The sequence below is a fragment of the Pseudoduganella lurida genome (assembly GCF_007830455.1).
Classification (GTDB): Bacteria; Pseudomonadota; Gammaproteobacteria; order Burkholderiales; family Burkholderiaceae_D; genus Rugamonas; species Rugamonas lurida.
In genome coordinates, this window is the sequence record NZ_VLLB01000002.1 from 323,113 (window position 1) to 344,300 (window position 21,188).

At 64.4% G+C, this 21,188-nt stretch carries 23 protein-coding genes; 5 read left to right on the forward strand and 18 right to left on the reverse strand.

Going from position 1 to position 21,188, the window contains the following annotated elements; all coding sequences use genetic code 11:
* Positions 1-6: 6 nt before the first annotated feature.
* From rnhB to uppS, 11 genes are all read right to left on the reverse strand, one after another.
* Positions 7-624 (reverse strand): ribonuclease HII, encoded by a 618-nt coding sequence (rnhB, locus tag IP91_RS08065; protein WP_229474122.1) that lies wholly within the window; start codon positions 622-624, stop codon positions 7-9.
* Positions 621-1,790 carry a lipid-A-disaccharide synthase gene (gene lpxB, locus IP91_RS08070; protein WP_229474132.1) on the reverse strand — a complete coding sequence of 390 codons (1,170 nt, stop codon included), beginning with the start codon at positions 1,788-1,790 and terminating at the stop codon, positions 621-623. The genes rnhB and lpxB overlap by 4 nt, the downstream gene beginning before the upstream one ends.
* The gene (gene lpxA, locus IP91_RS08075; RefSeq protein WP_145648418.1) at positions 1,774-2,562 is read right to left on the reverse strand and encodes an acyl-ACP--UDP-N-acetylglucosamine O-acyltransferase; all 789 of its coding nucleotides are present in this window, start codon (positions 2,560-2,562) and stop codon (positions 1,774-1,776) included. Before lpxA ends, lpxB begins: the two co-directional genes overlap by 17 nt.
* A gap of 11 nt (positions 2,563-2,573) precedes the next feature.
* Entirely contained in the window at positions 2,574-3,041 is a 468-nt protein-coding gene (gene fabZ, locus IP91_RS08080; protein ID WP_145648420.1) for a 3-hydroxyacyl-ACP dehydratase FabZ, read from the reverse strand.
* Complete coding sequence (gene lpxD, locus IP91_RS08085; protein WP_145648422.1) at positions 3,038-4,108, reverse strand: UDP-3-O-(3-hydroxymyristoyl)glucosamine N-acyltransferase; 1,071 nt, start codon at positions 4,106-4,108, stop codon at positions 3,038-3,040. The genes fabZ and lpxD overlap by 4 nt, the downstream gene beginning before the upstream one ends.
* Positions 4,109-4,181: 73 nt before the next feature.
* Positions 4,182-4,724 carry an OmpH/Skp family outer membrane protein gene (locus IP91_RS08090; protein WP_145648424.1) on the reverse strand — a complete coding sequence of 181 codons (543 nt, stop codon included), beginning with the start codon at positions 4,722-4,724 and terminating at the stop codon, positions 4,182-4,184.
* A 28-nt stretch (positions 4,725-4,752) separates the two neighbouring features.
* Positions 4,753-7,086, reverse strand: a complete 2,334-nt coding sequence (gene bamA / locus IP91_RS08095) for an outer membrane protein assembly factor BamA (RefSeq protein WP_145648426.1) — start codon at positions 7,084-7,086, stop codon at positions 4,753-4,755.
* Positions 7,087-7,226: 140 nt separating this feature from the next.
* Positions 7,227-8,585 carry an RIP metalloprotease RseP gene (gene rseP, locus IP91_RS08100; protein WP_145648428.1) on the reverse strand — a complete coding sequence of 453 codons (1,359 nt, stop codon included), beginning with the start codon at positions 8,583-8,585 and terminating at the stop codon, positions 7,227-7,229.
* A gap of 260 nt (positions 8,586-8,845) precedes the next feature.
* A complete protein-coding gene (gene ispC / locus IP91_RS08105; protein WP_145648430.1) occupies positions 8,846-10,048 on the reverse strand; it encodes a 1-deoxy-D-xylulose-5-phosphate reductoisomerase in 1,203 nt (400 codons plus the stop codon).
* 114 nt (positions 10,049-10,162) lie between these two features.
* Positions 10,163-10,996 (reverse strand): phosphatidate cytidylyltransferase, encoded by an 834-nt coding sequence (locus IP91_RS08110; protein ID WP_145648432.1) that lies wholly within the window; start codon positions 10,994-10,996, stop codon positions 10,163-10,165.
* Positions 10,997-11,024: 28 nt separating this feature from the next.
* Positions 11,025-11,768, reverse strand: coding sequence for a polyprenyl diphosphate synthase (gene uppS, locus IP91_RS08115; RefSeq protein ID WP_145648434.1), 744 nt, complete (start codon positions 11,766-11,768; stop codon positions 11,025-11,027).
* 171 nt (positions 11,769-11,939) lie between these two features.
* Between uppS and IP91_RS08120 the strand changes: the two genes are divergently transcribed.
* Positions 11,940-12,242 (forward strand): hypothetical protein, encoded by a 303-nt coding sequence (locus IP91_RS08120; RefSeq protein WP_145648436.1) that lies wholly within the window; start codon positions 11,940-11,942, stop codon positions 12,240-12,242.
* A gap of 76 nt (positions 12,243-12,318) precedes the next feature.
* Here the strand turns inward: IP91_RS08120 and frr are convergent, their stop codons facing one another.
* The 4 genes from frr to rpsB all read right to left on the reverse strand — a co-directional run bounded on the left by frr (position 12,319) and on the right by rpsB (position 15,636).
* The gene (gene frr / locus IP91_RS08125; protein WP_145648438.1) at positions 12,319-12,879 is read right to left on the reverse strand and encodes a ribosome recycling factor; all 561 of its coding nucleotides are present in this window, start codon (positions 12,877-12,879) and stop codon (positions 12,319-12,321) included.
* A 33-nt stretch (positions 12,880-12,912) separates the two neighbouring features.
* Positions 12,913-13,629, reverse strand: coding sequence for a UMP kinase (gene pyrH, locus IP91_RS08130; protein ID WP_145648440.1), 717 nt, complete (start codon positions 13,627-13,629; stop codon positions 12,913-12,915).
* A gap of 186 nt (positions 13,630-13,815) precedes the next feature.
* Positions 13,816-14,727: a translation elongation factor Ts gene (tsf, locus tag IP91_RS08135; RefSeq protein WP_145648441.1), complete on the reverse strand. Its 912-nt coding sequence runs from the start codon at positions 14,725-14,727 to the stop codon at positions 13,816-13,818.
* A 156-nt stretch (positions 14,728-14,883) separates the two neighbouring features.
* Positions 14,884-15,636 (reverse strand): 30S ribosomal protein S2, encoded by a 753-nt coding sequence (gene rpsB / locus IP91_RS08140; RefSeq protein ID WP_145648443.1) that lies wholly within the window; start codon positions 15,634-15,636, stop codon positions 14,884-14,886.
* Positions 15,637-15,923: 287 nt separating this feature from the next.
* On the opposite strand from rpsB, the gene IP91_RS08145 reads away from it, so the two are divergent.
* The 3 genes from IP91_RS08145 to IP91_RS08155 all read left to right on the forward strand — a co-directional run bounded on the left by IP91_RS08145 (position 15,924) and on the right by IP91_RS08155 (position 18,362).
* A complete protein-coding gene (locus IP91_RS08145; protein WP_145648445.1) occupies positions 15,924-16,244 on the forward strand; it encodes a hypothetical protein in 321 nt (106 codons plus the stop codon).
* A gap of 243 nt (positions 16,245-16,487) precedes the next feature.
* Positions 16,488-16,895: a ribbon-helix-helix domain-containing protein gene (locus tag IP91_RS08150; protein ID WP_145648447.1), complete on the forward strand. Its 408-nt coding sequence runs from the start codon at positions 16,488-16,490 to the stop codon at positions 16,893-16,895.
* Between the two features lie 72 nt (positions 16,896-16,967).
* A complete protein-coding gene (locus IP91_RS08155; RefSeq protein ID WP_307724403.1) occupies positions 16,968-18,362 on the forward strand; it encodes an extracellular catalytic domain type 1 short-chain-length polyhydroxyalkanoate depolymerase in 1,395 nt (464 codons plus the stop codon).
* Positions 18,363-18,450: 88 nt separating this feature from the next.
* Here the strand turns inward: IP91_RS08155 and IP91_RS08160 are convergent, their stop codons facing one another.
* The 3 genes from IP91_RS08160 to IP91_RS08170 all read right to left on the reverse strand — a co-directional run bounded on the left by IP91_RS08160 (position 18,451) and on the right by IP91_RS08170 (position 20,074).
* Positions 18,451-18,933 carry a T6SS effector amidase Tae4 family protein gene (locus IP91_RS08160; protein WP_145648449.1) on the reverse strand — a complete coding sequence of 161 codons (483 nt, stop codon included), beginning with the start codon at positions 18,931-18,933 and terminating at the stop codon, positions 18,451-18,453.
* A complete protein-coding gene (locus tag IP91_RS08165) occupies positions 18,930-19,298 on the reverse strand; it encodes a Rap1a/Tai family immunity protein (protein ID WP_145648450.1) in 369 nt (122 codons plus the stop codon). The genes IP91_RS08160 and IP91_RS08165 overlap by 4 nt, the downstream gene beginning before the upstream one ends.
* A gap of 314 nt (positions 19,299-19,612) precedes the next feature.
* On the reverse strand, positions 19,613-20,074 hold the full coding sequence (locus tag IP91_RS08170) for a hypothetical protein (protein ID WP_145648452.1): 462 nt from the start codon (positions 20,072-20,074) through the stop codon (positions 19,613-19,615).
* Positions 20,075-20,365: 291 nt separating this feature from the next.
* Here IP91_RS08170 and map point away from each other — a divergent pair, with 291 nt between their 5' ends.
* Entirely contained in the window at positions 20,366-21,187 is an 822-nt protein-coding gene (map, locus tag IP91_RS08175; RefSeq protein WP_145648453.1) for a type I methionyl aminopeptidase, read from the forward strand.
* The last annotated feature ends 1 nt before the right edge of the window (position 21,188 follow it).

Consider the following 21,188-nt stretch of genomic DNA (forward strand, 5'->3'; position numbering starts at 1 on the left):
GGACACTTACAGCAGCTCGAGCAGCTCGCGCACGGGCGCGAACGAACGGCGGTGGATGGGGGTAACGCCATGCGTGCGCAATGCCTCGAGGTGCTGGGCAGTGCCGTAGCCCTTGTGCTGGTCGAAGCCGTACTGCGGATATTTCTTGTGCAGCTTGCGCAGCGCCTCGTCGCGCGCCGTCTTGGCCAGGATCGAGGCGGCGGAAATCGATTCGATCTTGTCGTCGCCGTCGATGATGGCGATGGTCTGGATCTTCATCACGGGGCACTTGTTGCCGTCGATGAGGGCCAGCGTGGGAATCGTCTCGAGCGCATGCACGGCGCGGCGCATCGCCAGCAGCGAGGCCTGCAGGATGTTCAGCTTGTCGATCTCCGCCTCGGACGCCTTGGCGATCGCCCACGCGATGCAGTCGCGCTTGATCAGCGGGGCCAGCGCCTCGCGCTTCGCTTCCGTCAGCTTCTTCGAATCGCGCAGCCCGGCGATCGGGCGCTCGTGGTGCAGGATCACGGCGGCCGCGTACACGGGCCCGGCCAGCGGCCCGCGCCCCGCCTCATCCACGCCGCAGATGATCTCCTCGAGGGAATAAGGCAAATCGTCGAACAGCCCGTTCTGGGAGGTCTTCACGCTCTTCCAATCACTTTCAATACGGCCGCGGCACTTTCCGCGGCGCTGTTGCGCAGCAGGCTGTGGTGCATCGCCGTGAAGCGCTCCACCAGCCTGGCGCGGTGCGGCGCATCCGTCAACTGCTGCCACAGGTTCTCGGCCAGCGCTTCGGCGCTGGCATGGTGCTGCAGCAGCTCCGGCACCAGGAATTCGCGCGCCAGGATGTTCGGCAGCCCGATCCAGGGCTGGTAGCCCATGTGGCGCATGATTTCCCACGATGCCCGCATCATTTTATAGGCGATCACCATCGGCTTCTTGAACAGTGCCACTTCCAGCGAGGCCGTGCCGGACGCCACCAGCACGGCATCGGCCGCGCAGATCGCCGTGTGGCTGCGGCCATCCAGCAGCGTGATCTCGACATCCTGCAGGCCGGCCTGCGCCTTCAGTTCGGTGAAGTACGCCTTCTGCCTGTCGCCTGCCATCGGCGCCACGAACCGCAGGCCGGGATCGCGCGCCTGCAGCAGCTTCACGGCGCCCACGAAGGCGGCCGTGTTGTACTTCAGCTCCCCCATGCGGCTGCCCGGCATGATGGTGACCACGCGCGCATCGTCGGCGAAGCCCAGCGCGCGCCGCGCCGCCGCCACGTCCGGCTCGAGCGGTATCAGTTCGGCCAGCGGATGGCCCACGTAGGTGACGGGCACGCCCGCCTTGCGGTAGATCTCCTCCTCGAACGGGAAGATCACGAGCATGTGCGACACGTTGCGGATGATGCTCTTGATGCGGCCACCGCGCCAGGCCCAGATCTGCGGGCCGATGTAGTGCATGGTCGGGATGCCGGCCGCTTTCAGCTCGCCTTCCAGGCCCAGGTTGAAGCCGGGGTAGTCGGCGCCGATGAACACGGCGGGCCGCTCGGCCAGCAGCCGGTCGCGCAGCGCGCGCTGGATGCCCTTCAGCTCGCGGTAGCGCGGGATGATCTCGAACAGGCCCCGCACCGTCAGCGTTTCCATCGGCACCTCGGAGACGAAACCTTCGGCAATCATCGCCGGACCGCCGATGCCGTGGAAGCGCGCCTCCGGCAGGTGCGGCCGCAGGCCGGCCAGCAGCCGCGCGGCCAGCAGGTCGCCGGAAGGTTCGCCGGCAACGAGCGCGATCGCGCAGCTGCCCGAAGCTTCAGCGGACGATGCCACGCGAGGCCGTGTCGAGGAAGGTGCGGAACGAACGCAGGTGTTCGGCCGCATCGGGCGTGTTCTGCTCCTGCTCCAGCAGCGCCGCCTTGGCCTCCTCCAGCGTCAGTCCCGAGCGGTACAGCGTCTTGTATGCCTGGCGCAGCGCGTTGATCTGCTCGCGGGTAAAGCCGCGGCGCTTCAGGCCTTCGATATTGATGCCGTGGGCCTGCGCCGGGTTCCCGTTCAGCAGCACGAACGGCGGCACGTCCTGCGTCAGGCTGGTGCTCATGCCCACGAAGGCATGCGCGCCGATCTTGCAGAACTGGTGCACATTGGCGTAGCCGCTCATGATCACCCAGTCGCCGATCTCCACGTGGCCCGCCATCTGCGCGTTGTTCGAGAAGATGGTGTTGTTGCCGACCACGCAGTCGTGCGCCAGGTGCACGTACGCGGAGATCCAGTTGTCGTGGCCCAGTTTCGTCACGCCCTTGTCCTGCACCGTGCCGACGTTGAACGTGCAGAATTCGCGCACCGTGTTGCGGTCGCCCACTTCCAGGCGGGTGGGTTCGCCGTGCCACTTCTTGTCCTGCGGCGGCGCGCCGATCGAGGAGAACTGGTAGAACTTGTTGTCGCTGCCGATCGTCGTATGGCCTTCGATCACGACGTGCGGGCCGACCCAGGTCCGGTCACCGATCACGACGTGCGGACCGACGATCGAATAGGCGCCGATCTCGACCCCTTCACCCAGCTGGGCTTGCGGGTCGACGAGCGCGGTAGGATGAATGGTCGCCATGGGGGATTCCCTTACGCTTCGGCGGTGTTACGGATGGTGCACATCAGGTCGGCCTCGACGGCGGTCTGGCCATCCACGCTGCCCACGGCCTTGTACTTCCAGATGCCGCGCGACACGCGCACGATCTCGACATCCATCTTCAGCTGGTCGCCGGGGCCGACCGGACGCTTGAAGCGCGCATTGTCGATGCCCACGAAGTAGACGACCGAGTTCTCGTCCGGCTTGATGCCCATCGTCAGGAACGACAGGATCGCGGCCGTCTGCGCCATCGCCTCGATCATCAGCACGCCCGGCATCACCGGCTTGTGCGGGAAGTGGCCGTTGAAGAACTCCTCGTTGATCGTGACGTTCTTGATCGCGGTGATGGTCTTGTTGGCTTCCCAGGTCAGCACGCGGTCCACCAGCAGCAGCGGATAACGGTGCGGCAGCAGCTCCTTGATCTGGTTGATGCAGAGGGTCTTGTTGTCAGCAGTGGTCATGATTCGTCTTTGTGCCCGGAGGCTTGATTAGTTATCGTTTTGATGGCTTTTTCGAGGGAACGGATCTTCTCGCGCATGGTCGACAGGTTGCGTACGATGGCGGCCGATTTTTCCCATTCGCTGTTCTTGGCCAGCGGGTAGAAGCCCGTGTACTGGCCCGGTTCCAGGATCGAGCGCGATACCATGCTGCCCGAGGAAACGTGCACGTGGTCGGCGATCGTCAGGTGGCCCAGCACCATGGCCGCGCCGCCGAACGTGCAGTACTTGCCGATCTTCGCACTGCCCGCCACGCCCACGCAGCCGGCCATCGCCGTGTGCGCGCCGATGTGGCAGTTGTGGCCGATCTGGATCTGGTTGTCCAGCTTCACGCCATCCTCGATGACCGTGTCGGCCAGCGCGCCGCGGTCGACGGTCGTGTTGGCACCGATGTCGACATCGTCGCCGATCACCACGCGGCCCGTCTGCGGGATCTTGATGTAGACGCCGCCTTCGTTGGCGAAGCCGAAGCCGTCCGTGCCGATCACGGCGCCGGAATGCAGGATGCCGCGCGCGCCGATCACGCAGCGCGCGTGGAAGGTCACGTTGGCAAACAGGTGCGTGGATGCGCCGATGACGGCATCGCGGCCGACATAGCAGCCGGCATCGATCACGACGTGGGCGCCGATCACCGCGCCGGCCTCGATCGTCACGAGCGGGCCGATGTGGGCGGTGGCATCCACCTGCGCGGCCGGGTCGACCGATGCGCTCGGGTGCACGCCGGGCGCCGGCACGATGGCCGTCAGCGCTTCGAAGTACTGCGCCGCGCGCGCGAAGTAGGCATACGGATTCTTCGTCACGATGCGCGCGCCCGTGTAGGTCTGCGCCACCAGCGCGTCGTCGTTCGGCGAAACGATCAGCGCGGCGGCGCGGCTCTGCCCGGCCTGCGCGCGCAATTTGCTGTTGGAGAGGAAGCTGATGTGTGAAACGCCGGCCTCGGTCAATGGCGCGATGCCCGTCACCTGCGTGTCCGGGCTGCCGATCAACTCCCCGCCGCAGCGCTCGACCAGTTCTGCCAGTCGAATGCTCATGGATGATCCAATCTCAATGTAAAAATGCCGGCCACGCCGCAACCAGGGGCGGCGTGGCCGGCATCAGTGTAAATCATTTGCCCTTGTCGAGTGCGGCGAGGACCTTCTCGGTGATGTCGATGCGCGGGCTGGCCCACACGGCATCCTGCAGCACGATGTCGAAGCCTTCCGTCAGCGCCAGCTGCTTGATGATGGCCGTGGCCTTCTCGGCGATGGACGCGCGTTCCTCGTTGGTGCGCTGGGACAGGTCTTCGCGGAACTCGCGCTGGCGGCGCTGCAGTTCCTTGTCCAGGTCCGCCACTTCGCGCTGGCGGCGGAAGCGGTCCGCCTCGCCCAGTGCGCCTTCTTCCTTCGCGTACTTGTCGGACGCCGTCTTCAGCCGTGCCGCCAGTTCGTTGACGGCCTTCTCGCGCGGCGAGAACTCTTCCTTCAGCTTGTCGCTGGCCAGCTTGGCCAGTTTCGACTCGTTGTAGATGCGTTCGGGGCTCAGCCAGGCGATGCGGGAAGACTGTGCGGAGCCCGTCTGTGCATGGGCGGGCGCCAGCGCGAACAGTGCGCAGCAGCTCAGCCCCAGCGCGGCCAGCGCCTTGCCCAATGGTGCGGATGCAGTCTTCAAATCGGTTCTCCTATCACGTGCCCGGGGATCAGAAGCCGGTACCCATCTGGAACTGGAAGCGTTCCAGGCGGTCGCTCGGCAGCGAATTCAGGGGCTTAGCATAACTCAACTTCAGCGGACCCACCGGCGAAATCCAGCTCACGCCCAGGCCCGTGGAGAAGCGCAGCTCGCCCAGGCGCATTTTCTGGCCTTCCTGGTAGACCTGGCCGCCGTCCATGAACGCGAACCAGCGCAGGCTGCGGTCCTTGCCCTGCCCCGGGAACGGGAACTGCAGCTCGGCATTGCCGATCAGGCGCGACGAGCCGCCCAGCGCATCGCCGTTCGACGGATCGAGGTAGCCCAGCGACGAGCTGTAGTAGCCCCGCACCGAACCGATGCCGCCGGCATAGAAGTTCTTGAAGATCGGGTACGGGCGGTCGCCGATGCCGTGGCCGAAGTCGAACTCGCCCTTCAGCGCCAGCGTGGCCCAGGTGGTGATCGGCCGGTACCACTGGTGCTCGTACACCAGGCGGTAGTACTTCGAATCGCCGATCAGGTCCAGCTCCAGGTTGGCGCGCTGGTAGCGGCCCAGCGTCGGCGTGACGGCGCTGTCGCGGCTGTCGCGGCCCCAGGCCACCGTCAGCGGCACGGAGTTCGACGACACGGTGCCGACGCCGGAAGCGGGGCCGCCCAGGTTGGCCACGTATTTCTGGTAGAAGCTCGGCGACGTTTCATCCGTCGTGACCTTGGCGTTTTCCAGGCCGATGCCGAAGAACACGGTGTCGACTTCGGAGAACGGCACGCCCCAGCTGACACGGCCGCCCTTCTGCTTGATCGAGTACGCGCCGATGTTGACCGCCGGCGGTTCGAAGGTGCGCAGGTACAGCTCGTAGCTCTGCGATACGCCATCGTCCGTGTAGTACGGATTGGTCTGCGAGAACGCGATCGTGCGGCTGTACTTGCTGGTATTGAGCTCGATGCCGACCGTGTTGCCGGAGCCGGCGAAGTTGGCCTGCTGGACCGATGCGGACAGGCTGAATTTCTCGGCCTGCGAGAACGCGCCGCCGATCTGGAAGTTACCGGTCGGTTTTTCCTCGACCGTCAGGTTCACGTCGACCTGGTCGGACGTGCCCTGCGCTTCCGGCGTATCGATCGTCACTTCCTTGAAGTAGCCGAGGCGGTCGACCCGGTCGCGCGACAGCTTGATCTTGTTCGCGTCGTACCAGCTCGATTCGAACTGGCGGAATTCGCGGCGGATCACTTCGTCGCGCGTGGTCGTGTTGCCCTGGATGTTCATGTGGCGCACGTAGGCGCGCTTGCCCGGATCGATGAAGAACGTGAAGGCCACTTCGCGCTTCTCGCGGTTCACTTCCGGATTCGCGTTCACGTTGGCGAACGCGTAGCCGAACGTGCCGAGACGGTCGGTGATCAGCTTGTTGGTGGCCGTCAGGCGCGCGCCGGAATAGACTTCGCCCTTCTTCAGCAGCACCAGCTGGCGCAGCTCGTCCTCGCGGCCGAACATCTCGCCTTCGAACTTGATGTCCGAGACGTTGTACTTCTCGCCTTCGGTGATGTTGATGGTGAGGTAGATGTCCTTCTTGTCCGGCGAGATCGACACCTGCGTCGAATCGACGTTCATCTCGACATAGCCACGGTCCAGGTAGAACGACTTGAGCGCCTCGATGTCGCCCGTCAGCTTCGTCTTGGAATACTGGTCGGCCTTGGTGTACCAGCTCAGCCAGGTGCTGGTGTTCAGGCTCAGTTCCTTGCGCAGCTCGCTGTCCTTGAACACCTTGTTGCCGACGATGTTGATCTGCTTGATGCGGGAGATCTCGCCTTCGTCCACGGCGAACGTGATGCCGACGCGGTTGCGTTCCATCGGCGTGACGGTGGTGGTGATCTTCACGCCGTACAGGCCGCGCGACAGGTACTGCTTCTTCAGCTCCTGCTCGGCGCGGTCGGTGGTGGCCTTGTCGAAGGTCTTTGCTTCGCCCACGCCGATGTCCTTCAGCGCCTTGACGAGCATGTCCTTCTCGAATTCATGGGTGCCGGTGAAATCGACCTTGGCGATGGCCGGGCGTTCCTCGACGATCACGACGAGCACGTTGCCGTCCACTTCCAGGCGCACGTCCTTGAAGATGCCGGTGGCGTACAGGGCCTTGATGGTGGAGACGGATTTGTCGTCGCTGAAGGTTTCGCCGACGCGTACCGGCAGGTAGCTGAACACGGTGCCGGCTTCGGTACGCTGGATGCCCTCGACGCGGATGTCCTTGACGACGAAGGGTTGGACGGCAAACGCGCTGGCGGAGGTGAAGGCCAGGACGGCGGCGCCGATCAGCGTGCGGCGAAACGAAGGGGCAAGGCGGTCAGAATTGAATTTCATTGGCAATTAAAATAGCTCGGAAGCTGCTTCGCGATGGCCAGGGACGATGCGGGGCATACAGCTCACCGCAGCCCGATAACCATTCCGAACCAGCTTCCCGAATACGAGAGTGCACGCACGACCGTGTCGATCACTGCGGATCAAAGCAACCGTGCAACGTCGTTGAACACAGCGAGCGCCATCAGGGTCACCAACAATCCCACACCGAGGCGCTGTGCAATCTCCCCAAAACGCTCCGGCACGGGGCGTCCAGTCAAAACTTCCAGCGAATAATACAGCAAAAGCCCACCATCCAGAACGGGTATCGGAAGCAAATTCATCACGCCAAGGCTGATGCTGACGATGGCCATGAAGGACAGATAGCTCGCCAGGCCGATGCGCGAACTCTGGCCTGCGTAGTCGGCGATCGTGATCGGTCCCGTCACGTTCTTCCACGAGGCTTCGCCGGTGATCATCCGGCCGATCATCTTCACGGTCAGCGCGCAGGTGTCCCACACCTTGCGTACTGCCTTGCCCGCCGCCGTCGCGGGACCATCGGCCACGACGATCATATCCGGCCGCCCCAGCAGCTCGACCCTGATCTTACCGACTGTTACACCGTCTTTACCCGGTTCGGCATCCGGCGTGACGGGCAGCCGGATCAGATCGCCGCCGCGCCGCACATCGAGCTGCAGCGTGCGCCCGCCGGCAGCGCGGATCGCCTTCATGAAGGCGGCAACATCGCCGACCGGCACGCCATCGATGGCGGTGACCTGGTCGCCGCTGCGCAGGCCGGCGCGCCCGCCCGCACCGCCCGCCTCGACGCGGCCGATGGCCGGCGGCGGTAAGGCGATGTCGAAGCCCAGGCTGCCCGGCACGTCCTCCTCCAGGTCGGCCTTCTGCAGCGCGGCGGCCGGCAGCACGAAGGTGAATTCGCCGCGGCCCGGACGGTCCACCGCAATGCGCGCGCCCTCGCCGCCCTCCGCATCGACGGCGGCCTGGATCAGCTCCCAGCGCAGTTCCGACCAGCCGGTGACGGGTTCGCCGTTGACGGACCGGACGACGTCATCGCGGTCGAGGCCTGCCAGTGCCGCAGCGCTTTGCGCTGGCGGTTCGGCCAGGCGCGTCGACGGCTCCTCGATGCCGTGCATGTACAGGCCGGCGAAGATCAGGATCGCGAGCAGGAAATTGGCGAGCGGGCCGGCCGCGACGATGGCGATGCGCTTCCACACGTTCTGGCGCGTGAACTCGCGGTGCAGCTCGGCCTGCGGGATCTGGTCGATGCCCTGTTCGCGCGCATCGAGCATCTTGACGTAGCCGCCCAGCGGCAGCGCGGAGATGGCCCACTCCGTCCGATCCTTGCCGAAGCGCCGCGACCAGACGATGCGGCCCATGCCGACGGAAAAGCGCAGCACCTTCACGCCGCACCAGCGCGCGACGAGGAAGTGGCCCAGTTCGTGGATCACGACGAGCGTGCCCAGCGCAACGACGAAGGCGACCAGGGTTTGCAGCAGGTTCATGGCAGTGACCTCGGTGGTGGCGGTGATTGCAGCAGGCGCTCAAGGCAGCAGCTGCGGGCAGCAGCTTGGCGCATCTGCTTGGTGGATCGGCTTAGTGGATTGGCTTAGTGGATCGGCTTAGTGGATCGGCTTAGTACAGCTGCTTAGTGGATCGGCTTAGTCCAGCGGCTTAGTGGATCGGCTTAGTCCAGCGGCCTAGTGGATCGACCTGGTGCATCGGCTTGGTTCATCTGCATGATGCAGCTGCCCAGAGCAGGCCATTATGCCGTAGCGGCCTTCAGCGGCTGGCCGAACGTGCCGATGACGCGTTCGGCAGCGGTGCGCGCGGCGGCATCCTGCGCCATGACCGCCTCGATCGACGACGCCGGACCATGCGGCAGCTGGTCCATCACGGTGGCGATCACGCGGTCGATCTGCCGGAAGCCGATGCGTTCATCCAGGAACGCCTGCACGGCCACCTCGTTGGCGGCATTGAGCAGTGCCGGCGCGGTGCCGCCCGCCGTCAATGCATCGTAGGCCAATGCCAGGCACGGGAAACGGTTGAAATCCGGTTTTTCGAACTGCAGCGTGCCCACCTGCGTCAGGTCCAGCTGTGCCACGCCGGAAGCGATGCGCTCCGGGTAGGCCAGCGCGTTGGCGATCGGCGTGCGCATGTCCGGGTTGCCCAGTTCGGCGAGCACGGAGCCGTCCGCATACGACACCATCGAGTGGATCACGGACTGCGGGTGGATCACCACCTCGATCTGCGCGGCCGGCGCACCGAACAGCCAGTGCGCCTCGATCACTTCCAGGCCCTTGTTCATCATCGTGGCCGAATCCACCGAGATCTTGCGGCCCATGACCCACTTCGGATGCTTGCACGCTTCGTCCGGCGTGACGGCATCGAGCGATGCCACGGCGCGCTTCAGGAACGGGCCGCCGGAGGCCGTCAGCAGGATCTTGGTCACGCCCGCCGCTTCGGGCACGCGGCGGTAGTTGGCCGGCAGGCACTGGAAGATGGCGTTGTGTTCCGAGTCGATCGGCAGCAGCGTGGCGCCGCTGTCCGCCACGGCATCCATGAACAGCTGGCCGGACATGACGAGCGCCTCCTTGTTCGCCAACATCACCTTCTTGCCGGCGCGCGCCGCGGCCAGCGTGGGCGCCAGGCCCGCGGCACCGACGATCGCCGCCATCACGCCATCCACTTCGGGGGCGGACGACACGTCGCACAAGGCCTGCTCGCCCCACGCCACCTGGGTGCGCAGATCGGCGGCGCGCAGCAGCGTCGCGAGCCGGTCCGCCGCAGCGGCAGTACCGACGACGGCGACGTCAGGCCGGAACTGCCGGCACTGCGCGGCCAGTTCCTCGACCTTGCTGTGCGCCGTCAGCGCGTACACGCGGTAGCGGTCCGGATGGCGGGCGATGACGTCGAGGGTGGAGACGCCGATGGAGCCGGTGGCGCCCAGGATGGTGATGCTTTGCATTGTCATTTCCTCTGAAACTTGATCAAACCGTTCGTGGCTGGGCGGGGCGCCGCAGACCGTGCCTTTGCACGGCAAGGTGCCCCAACAACGCCACGGACGGTCTTGGCATGTTTCTTACAGCCAGCCGCCAATCAGGGCAGCAATCGGCAGAACCGGCACCAGCGCATCGATGCGGTCGAGCACGCCGCCATGGCCGGGCAGCAGGTTGCTGCTGTCCTTCATGCCGGCGCGGCGCTTCAGCTGGGATTCGAACAGGTCGCCGGCAATCGACGCGGCCACGATGACGGTGAGCGTGATCAGGGCCACCAGCCAGCCCAGCTTCGCCTGCATGCGCACGGCGAACGTGTCCTGCAGCCAGGGCACGGAGGGCGCGGCCAGGATCGTGATGGTGGCCAGCACGAGCACGGCGATCCAGCCGCCGATCGCGCCTTCCACGGACTTGCCCGGCGAGATCGACGGCGCCAGCTTCCGCCTGCCGAATTTCTTACCCGCGAAATAGGCGCCGATATCGGCGATCCACACCAGGGCCATCGCGGAGACCAGGTACAGCGCGGAATGCCCGAACAGCACCAGGATCGCCACGAAGCACGACACCAGCGTGGCCGCATACACCATCGACAGCAGCGTGTTACCGAAGCCTTCGAGAGGCGGCAAGCCGATCTTCAGCGACGGCACGAAGCGCAGCAGCCAGATCGCCACCCCCAGCGCGAGCCAGAAGCGGGCCTGTTCCAGGCCGTGGTTGAAGAAGAAGGTGTAGGCAAAGGCCGCCGTCCATGCCGCGGCCACGAAGGCCGGTGCACGCAGCTTGAACAGCCGGAAGGTCTCCCAGGCGGCGGCGCCGAAGGCGATGGCGACGACGGCCTGCACGGCTGCCAGCGAGCCGGAGAACAGCACGGCCACGAGCACGACGAACAGCACGACAGCGGTAATGATCCGGGTCTTCAGCATTGTTTTTATCTATTCCGTTTATTCGGTATTATTTTTTCAGTTGCTCGCCGGTGCGGCCGAAGCGGCGCTCGCGGTGCTGGTACGAGGCGATGGCTTCATCGAGCTTCTCGGCCGTGAAGTCCGGCCAGTACGTGTCGGTGAAATACAGCTCCGTGTACGCCAGCTGCCACAGCAGGAAATTCGAGATGCGCTGCTCGCCGCCGGTGCGGATGAACAGGTCCGGCTCCGGCGCATACGCCATCGCCAGGTGCGGCGCCAGCTGTTCTTCCGTGTACTCGCCGATGCCGGGGTGCGCCGCGACCATCTTGCCGACGGCCTGCATCATATCCCAGCGGCCGCCATAGTTGGCGCACACGGTCACGGTGAGGCGGGTATTGTTGGCGGTCTTGCGCTCGGCGGCGCTGATCATGTCCTGCAGTTTCGCGTCGAAGCGGGACAGGTCGCCCACCACTTTCAGGCGGATATTATTGGCATGCATCTTAGCCACTTCCCGCTCGAGGGCCGTGACGAACAGGCGCATCAGCAGCGACACTTCCTCTTCCGGGCGGCGCCAGTTTTCCGAGCTGAAGGCAAACACGGTCAGATATTCGATGCCGCGCGCGACGCAGGCCTCGACGACCGTGCGCACCGCCTCGACGCCCTTCACATGGCCCGCCACGCGGGGCAGGAAACGGCGCGTCGCCCAGCGGCCGTTGCCGTCCATGATGATGGCCACGTGGCGCGGTACGTTCGGCACTTCTGGCACCGCGGTGGTGGAACTCGAATATCTCATTAGAAACGCTAACCGGCAAAAGATGAATTCTAACAGGCAAAAAACTGGACCGGCATGAATTTCAGTCTACAATTTCCACGCCAGCAAATCAGCGCGCCGTTACTGTGCGGCACTACTTTCAGAAATGGAGGACGCATGCAAAGGCGAACCAGATCGAAAATGCCGGATGCCATGGCAGCGCTCCTGGCGCCGGTCGTGGCGTGCGGGGTCGTGGGAGTTGTTAGCCTGATCATGTACATGGTGATCGAGCAGCCCCTGTGGGGAACGCTTGCGGTGATGGCGGCGATTGCATGGGCCGTGCGACGGCTCCGGCGCCGCGCAGTTGCCGGGCAGGCACGCGCCGGTGCTGCGGACAGTGGCGGCGTGGTCTACGCCGACAATTCCACGTCAAACACGGACAGTTCGGGAACCGGTGCATCGGACAGCTGCGGCAGCAGCGACGGCGGCGGCGGGGATGGCGGCAGCTGCGACTAACGAAGAAAACAATGCGGGAACAGGCAGCGGCACGAGGCGGTGCCGCAATGCGGCGGCCGCCCCGTCCGACTGACGCTTACACCGTCAGCACTTCCTTTTCCTTCTCGGCCACGATCTTGTCGATGTCGACGATGGCCTTGTCGGTCAGCTTCTGCACATCGTCCGACGCGCGGCGCTCGTCGTCTTCCGAGATGGCCTTGTCCTTCGTGAGCTTCTTCAGCTGCTCGTTGGCATCGCGGCGGATGTTGCGGACGGCGATCTTCGCATCCTCGGCTTCGCTCTTGCAGAGCTTGACCATTTCCTTGCGGCGCTCTTCCGTCAGCGGCGGCGTGGGCACGCGGATCTGGTCGCCCTGCGACGACGGGTTCAGGCCCAGGTCCGCGTCGCGGATGGCCTTCTCGATCGTCGACGCCATCTTCTTCTCGAACGGCTGCACGCCGATCGTGCGGGCATCGACCAAGGTCAGGTTGGCGACCTGGCTCAGCGGGGTCGGGTTGCCGTAGTACTCGACCATCACGTGGTCCAGAATGCCGGTGTGGGCACGGCCGGTACGCACCTTGGCCAGGTCGGCCTTCAGCGTTTCCAGCGATTTGGCCATCTTGTCTTGCGCGTTTTTCTTGATGTCAGCGGTGGACATGCTGCTCTCCTATTATTTCTTGAGTTTGCTATTTTAAACGTGAACCAGGGTGCCCTCGTTCTCACCCATGATCACGCGCATCAGAGCGCCTGGCTTGGTGATCGAGAACACCTTGATCGGCAGCTTCTGGTCGCGGCACAGGGCGAACGCGGTGGCGTCCATCACCTGCAGCTGCTTGGCGATCGCTTCGTCGAAGCTGATCGTGTCGTACAGCGTGGCATCCGGATCCTTCTTCGGGTCGGCGCTGTAGACGCCGTCCACCTTGGTGGCCTTCAGCACGATTTCGGCCGAGACTTCCGAACCGCGCAGCGCGGCCGCGGTATCGGTGGTGAAGAACGGGTTGCCGGTGCCGGCGGCGAAGACGACGACCTTGCCCTCTTCCAGGTATTGCAGCGCTTTCGGGCGCACATACGGCTCGACAACCTGCTCGATGCCGATGGCGGACATGACCCGGGCCACGACGCCCACGTGGCGCATCGCATCGGCCAGCGCCAGGGCGTTCATCACGGTGGCCAGCATGCCCATGTAGTCGGCCGTGGCACGGTCCATGCCCTGGGCGCCGGGCGCCACGCCGCGGAAGATGTTGCCGCCGCCGATCACGACCGCCAGTTCCACGCCCAGTTTCGCGACCTCGGCCACGTCGGCCACCATGCGCTCGATCGTGGCGCGGTTGATGCCATAGGCATCGTCGCCCATCAGGGCTTCACCGGACAATTTGAGGAGGACGCGCTTGTAGGCTGGTTTTGACATGAGCTGGGGCTCCTAAGTAAATGTATTCGGTACCATTCCGGCCGGGTGGCAGCGCTGGCCATGATAGCAACAAGCTGCCCCGTGTCGGTGTTTCGCCAGCCGCGCGCACGGGCGGCCGGATCGTGCAGATTCAGTCGTGCTGAAACGCGTGCTTAAAAAAACGGGCCTCGCGGCCCGTTTTTGTCATTACGCCTTGTTGGCAGCCATCTGGGCTGCGACTTCGGCTGCGAAGTCATCGACCTTCTTCTCGATGCCTTCACCCACGACGTACATCGTGAACGATTTCACGGTGGCGCCGGCCGCTTTCAGCATCTGTTCGACGGACTGCTTGTCGTTCTTCACGAACGCCTGGTTCAGCAGCGACACTTCCTTCAGGTACTTCTGCACGGAGCCTTCCAGGCGCTTCGCGACGATTTCCGGCGACTGGGCCGGCTTGCCTTCGGCAGCGGCTTTGGACGCATCTTCGTCGGCCTTGGCCTGGGCTACCGAACGCTCTTTTTCGATCAGTTCGGCCGGCACCTGGTCGCTCGACAGCGAGACCGGCTTCATGGCGGCGATGTGCATCGCCACGTCCTTGCCGACCTGCTCGTCCGCACCGTCGAATTCGACGATGACGCCGATCTTCGTGCCGTGCAGGTAGGAAGCCAGCTTGCCGGTCGTTTCAAAACGCTGGAAACGACGGATCGACATGTTTTCGCCGATCTTGCCGATCAGGGCGCTGCGCACTTCGTCCAGCGTCTTGCCATCGGCAGTCGGCAGGGCCAGCAGGGCAGCCACGTCGGCCGGGTTCTGTTCGGCGACCAGCTTGGCGGCGCTCGCTGCCAGGCCCAGGAAGTCGTCGTTCTTGGCGACGAAGTCGGTTTCCGAGTTCACTTCCACCAGGGCGCCCACATTGCCCGAGATGAATGCTGCCACGACGCCTTCGGCCGTCACGCGGGCGGAGGCCTTCGATGCCTTGCCGCCCAGCTTGACGCGCAGAATTTCTTCCGCTTTGTCCATGTCGCCGGCCGCTTCCGTCAGGGCCTTCTTGCATTCCATCATCGGTGCGTCGGTTTTCGCGCGCAGTTCGCCAACCATTGCTGCGGTAATCGCTGCCATATGTTTCTCCTGTAATCCTGAGATTGATTCGTGCTGTTGCCGGGGCGGCGCCTTGCGGCAGGCCTGCTCATCCGACAAGCCCGGTTAAAAAAAAGGGGAGCTGGACGCCACCCCTTTTCAAATCGACACCCGCTCCCGAGGGAGCGGGTTACCACATCAAGCCTGTTCGTTGACTTCCACGAACTCGTCGCCGGAGGCCGTCTTGATGGCTTCCAGGGTTTCGGTCGAGGCGTTGGCACGGCCTTCCAGGATCGCATCTGCCACGCCGCGGGCGTACAGGGTGATCGCTTTGGAAGAGTCGTCGTTACCAGGGATGATGAAGTTCACGCCGGCTGGCGAGTGGTTCGTATCGACCACGCCGATGACCGGGATACCCAGCTTCTGGGCTTCGGTGATCGCGCCTTTGTGGTAGCCAACGTCGACCACGAAGATCGCGTCCGGCACGCCGCCCATATCCTTGATACCGCCGATGGATTTCTGCAGCTTTTCCAGTTCGCGGGAGAACAGCAGTGCATCCTTCTTCGTCAGCTTCTCGACGGAGCCGTCTTCGATCTGCGCTTCCATGTCCTTCAGGCGCTTGATCGACGTCTTGATCGTCTTGAAGTTGGTCAGCATGCCGCCCAGCCAGCGCTGGTCGACGTAAGGAACACCAGCACGCTGTGCTTCAGCGGCGATGATGTCGCGCGCCTGGCGCTTGGTGCCCACCATCAGGATCGTGCCACGGTTTGCGGACAGTTGGCGAACGGTCTTCATCGCCTCCTGGTACATTTCCATGGTCTTTTCCAGGTTGATGATGTGAATCTTGTTGCGGTGGCCGAAGATGAACGGTGCCATCTTTGGGTTCCAGAATCGGGTTTGGTGGCCGAAGTGGACGCCGGCTTCCAGCATTTCACGCATCGTTACAGACATAATTACTCCAGGGTTGGGTCTGGAATCCGTTCAGTCACCCTTGCGGGCACCCTTGCAGAGCGGATTCGAGTTTATAAAAAAGTAAGGATTTCACAACATTGCACGGACGGATCCGAGCAACCCGAGATTATAGCGGATTGACCAGCGTCAGGCAAGCGTGCTGCTACCCCGGGTTCACTCTGCAAAGCCCGTTTCGGCTGCATGCGGCGCATTCAGGGCAACTGCGCGGCGCCCGGCCGGCCGGCGGCGTATCCTCGGGTTTGATCAATGCTCATGCGGGGAACGCAATGGAATCAAAACGGCTCGAAGAACTGGATGAGGGGCTGCACAAGGCGCTGGCACTGGTGGCGCGCGATGAAGGCGCTGGCACCGGGGCTCTTTCGCCCGATCACCCCGCCGCTCAGGCGGCACTGGCTTGCGAAGTGATGTTGCCGGAGGTGCTGACCGCGCCGGCGCTGGCCGAGACGCTGCGGCACAAGATCGGCACGGTGCAGGTGCTGCTGGAACGGGCGCGCGCCCACGAAGCCCTGCCGCCCGAGGCACAGCTGGCTGCCAACGAGGGCTATCTCGCCGTCGACGATCTGCTGGTCGAGCCGCCGGCCCGCTGATGTACCGGGGCGCGGCGCCACGCCGCGCCCGCTCCTCTAATACTCCCCCATACCCTGTCCCCTCGGCCCAGCACCGGCCGCGCTCCCTGAGTCTCGTCCTGTCACCGCAGTTCGGCCGCAAACCCCGCATCGACACAGCATATCCAGACTGCCGCTTAACGCGCGAAAAACTTCCACGTGGGACTTGCGTTACGGGATAATCACTCCAAATACCATCCATGTGGATGGTGAGGAGATGATTTCATGGCAGAAGCAAAATTACGGGCATCGGATTCAGAAAAGATCACGATCAACCTTTTCCCCGTCGACCTGGGCCAGATCGACCTGCTCGTACAGCAGGGGTTCTATGCCAACCGGTCCGACCTGATCCGCACGGCGATCCGCAACCAGCTGAGCCAGCACGCGGACGTGGTGCGCCAGGCCGTCGAGCGCAACCGGCTGGTGCTGGGCATGCAGCATCTCACCGTGACGGAGCTGGAGGCAGTCCGGGCCGCAGGGGAAACGCTCAACCTACGCGTCCTCGGCCTCGCGTCGATCGCGCCGGATGTCACGCCCGAACTGGCCGCTGCAACCATCCAGTCGATTGCCGTACTGGGTGCGCTGCACGCCAGCCCGGCCGTCAAGGCTGCCCTCGCCGGCCGCATTACCTGAATTACACGACACTTTTACACGACACTCCTGGCCGGCAACCGCCGTCCAGCCACGCACCTCGAGAGGCGCACGATGAAATTCGATTCCGCAATGATGGCCCGCCTGCAGGCGGCCACGCAGCAACTGATGAGTGACGGCCCGCTGGGCGCGACCGCCGCGATCCAGCGCGCCCTGGCCGGACAGGAACCCGAGCCGGCAAAGACGGGCGATACCGTCGACACCGTCGCACCGGGCGCCACGATGAAGGACCTGAACCCGCCGCCCGACTATGCCCGCACGGCGAAGAAACCGGCGACAGGCGGCAGCCGCAGCCCCGACAAGCCGCAGCCCAGGCCCCAGCCAGCGGACACCGGCAGCACGCCGGAGGCTCCCGGCATGGCGGGCATCGCCGCCATCCTCGCCAAGGCCGGCATCAAAATGCCGGACGGTGTGAAGATGCCCGAGGGATTGAAGCTGCCTGAAGGATTCAAAATGCCCGAAGGATTCAAGATGCCGGAAGGGTTTAAGATGCCCGAGGGTTTCAAGATGCCCGAAGGCTTCGAGATGCCGGAAGGCCTGCAGAACGGCAACCTGCCTGGCATGCGCCCGCGCACCCCTCCCCCGCCGTTGCCGGACGGCGCCCGCTTCGACAGCGCCAGCTTCACCTGCCAGGCCGGTACGCGCGGCTACAAGCTGTATGTGCCGAGCACGTACAGCAGCAGCAAGCCGGCACCGCTGATCGTGATGCTGCACGGCTGCACGCAGGATCCGGACGACTTCGCGGCGGGTACCCGCATGAACACGATCGCGGAAGAAACCGGCAGCCTGGTCGCCTATCCGTGCCAGACCCAGCAGGCCAACAGCTCGAAATGCTGGAACTGGTTCAACACCGCCGACCAGCAGCGGGACCGCGGCGAACCCGCCATCATTGCCGGTATCACGCGGGAAGTGATGCAGGAATACAGCGTCGACGCGGCGCAGGTCGGCGTGGCCGGACTGTCCGCCGGCGGCGCAATGGCCGTCATCGTCGGCGCGCTCTACCCCGAGCTGTTCTGCGCGGTGGGCGTCCATTCCGGGCTGCCGTTCGGCAGCGCGACCGACCTGCCGTCCGCCTTGCAGGCCATGAACCAGGGCGGCGGCAAGACTGGCAAAGCGGTGCGCACGCCGCCGGTGATCGTCTTCCATGGCGACAAGGACCGCACCGTGCACCCGTCCAACGGCGAACACGTGCTGCGCCACGGCGCGGGTGCCGGCGCCGCCGCCGAAGTCGAGAAGGCCAAGGCACCGGGCGGCCGCAAGTTCACCCGCTCGATCCACCGCGATGCGGATGGCAAGTTGCTGGCCGAACACTGGGTCCTGCACGGCGGCGGCCACGCCTGGGCCGGCGGCAGCGCCAGCGGCAGCTACACTGATGGCACCGGGCCGGATGCCAGCCGGGCGATGGCGAACTTCTTTGCCGAGGTGGCGGAAAGCAAGCGCGTGGCTTAGTGGCGGATTGTCGGGCGCATTGCAATGCGCTGAACGAAGCGAGTAGCTTCCGATTTCCTGACCGGCAGGCCGCTCGCGAAAAGGATAACTACTTCAGTGGCCAGAACCAGATCTCGGCTGCACCGAAAAAGCATTGTGTAGCGCATTCCGAAAAGCCATTGCTGCGAGGTTCGACAAGATCGATGTGGCCTTGCGATACAGTTGCTTCTGGATGAATCCGAAAGAACGATATGACGCCGCTCCGCTTGCCGATACCGTCGCGAGCCGCGGCTTCGGAGCGGTACCTTTCCGGCGCCCCCCAGATACGTCGCAAGATATGCGACAGCTTGGCCTGCCCGGGTTCAATCATCCGGTCTCTGGCGGCGCCGCCTTTCCCTTTCATCCGGGAACCGATCAATTTGACACCTGACAGCGCAAGCGCGGTACTTACGCGCATGGCGCAGGTGTCTACGAATGAGTGATTTTCCAGCAGGTCCTCCCAGCCCAGGACTTCGGTGAGAAGGCGCTCGCGTGGATATCTGGCTCGGGTCGGGAAGTTACTGCGCACGACAGCATATGCAGGTCGGGTCATCGGTCAACTCCTTTCGGACACGGATAGCGGGAATTTAAAAACGCGAGAAGCAGCGGCGCGGCGTTGCCATGACGCGCATCGGCTGGAAGCTTCCGGATGTAGTCGGCTGCGTCATAGGCCAGCTCGAACGTTTTGCGCGGGCGGGCTGGACACCATCCAGTACCTATCGACACATCTTTCACTCCATCCAGGTAACTGTATGCACGGTCACGGTTTCGATAATCTGCTTCGCCAAGAGGCTCCGGACGGGATAGAAACTGAACATACAGGTCACCGCTCAGATCGTAGAAGCGCTGTGCGGCGCCTGCTTGCCATGGCATCAGAAATGCAAACGTTACGAGAAAGAAGTCAGTTTTCAGCTTCATGGGTACCTCTCGATGCGGGATGTTCATCATAGGCCCGAGGCCGCAAGGTCCGCGCCCTAACGTTCCCGCGCGTGCGGCCAATCAATTACATGAGCCGGCTGGGTCCGTCGCTTTTTCAGGCAATGGTTTTCAGGCAACTCGCCGGGAAACGTGTGCGCCACGGAGCGCGAACCGCGCCGCCGTCGATGTCGAGACGGCCGAAGGAGGTGGTGGCCGCAGGATTAACAGCTGTACGAATACCCTTGGCCCGATGCAGTCCACGCAACAGTGAGGTTCTTCGCTGGGGTGACAGGTCGTCAGCCAGCTTGAAGACGTTACAGATTGAACGCCGCAGCGGCAGCAATGATCGCGTCGTCCGAAATGACCACGCACCTGCGCAGGTGGGCCGCCAGCGCGGCCGGCGCGTTCGTCGTGTGGCCGACCCCGACGCCGGGGAACTGCACGGGCTGGTTGTAGCCCGTGATGGCATTGGGTGCGCTCACCACCGCCGAATGCGTGGCGCCGCCGGTCCAGATGAGCACGCTGCCATCCGGCGGCGTGGCCGGCACGATCGCAAAATCCCAGAACGAGGACCGCCCCGGCCCCACCAGGGCCAGCATCTGCACCTGCGGCCCCATCGCACCCACATTGCCCAGCGTGACCAGATCGGCTTTGGGACCACTGAGGCCGAGCGCCTGGGCCTCCTTGGCGGCCCAGAACCAGGTGGCGGCGTGGCAGGTCATGCCCACACCGGGAACGGCAGGGACGGCAACGGTCGATCTGGCGGCGAGGGGCATGGCATCGGTCTCCTGTCGAAAGGGATGTGTTAATGACAAGCGCTGCCTTATTCTAGGCTGATCGGCAATCGTCATCGCGGAAATATCCGACGGTGTCGCATTGCTGCCGCAGCCACATGCAGGTGCCGCGGCGTGATCCTTCGCCCATCTACCGCGGCACCCGGCGCCAAGCAGCGCCGCCGCCGCGGCAGGGGCACCATCGCTTATAATCTCCCTTTCCAATAAACGTCGCGCGTGCGCCCACGGCCAGCTGCCGGACCGCGCGAAGCGACCGCACGCACTCCTATACTTATGGCCATCATCATCAAATCCCCCGAAGACATCGAAGGCATGCGCCGCGCCGGCCGCCTCGGTGCCGAAGTCCTCGACTACATCACGCCGTTCGTCAAGCCGGGCGTCACCACCGGCGAACTGGACCGCCTGTGCCACGAGTACATGACGAACGTGCAGGGCACGATTCCCGCGCCGCTGAACTACGCGCCGCCCGGCTACACGCCCTACCCGAAGGCCATCTGCACGTCCGTCAACGACGTGATCTGCCACGGCATCCCGGGCGACAAGGTGCTGAAAAGCGGCGACGTGGTCAACCTCGACATCACCATCATCACGCAGGACGGCTACCACGGCGACAACAGCCGCATGTTCTATATCGGCCCGCCGTCGATCCTGGCCAAGCGCCTCACCGAGATCACCTACGAATGCATGTGGCTCGGTATTGCCCAGGTGCGCCCGGGCGGGCACTTCGGCGACATCGGCCAGGCCATCCAGATCCATGCCGAAAAGGCCGGCTACAGCGTGGTGCGCGAATTCTGCGGCCATGGCATCGGCAAGGTGTTCCATGAAGAGCCGCAGGTGCTCCACTACGGCAAGGCCGGCACCGGCGAGGAACTCAAGCCCGGCATGATCTTCACGATCGAGCCGATGATCAACGCCGGCCGCCGCGAGATCCGCGAAATGGGCGACGGCTGGACGATCAAGACGAAGGACCGCAGCCTGTCCGCGCAGTGGGAGCACATGGTGCTCGTCACCGAAACGGGCTACGAAGTGCTGACGGTTTCCGAAGGCACGCCGCCCCCGCCGGCCTTCATCACCGGCGCCCAGGCCGCCGCCTGAC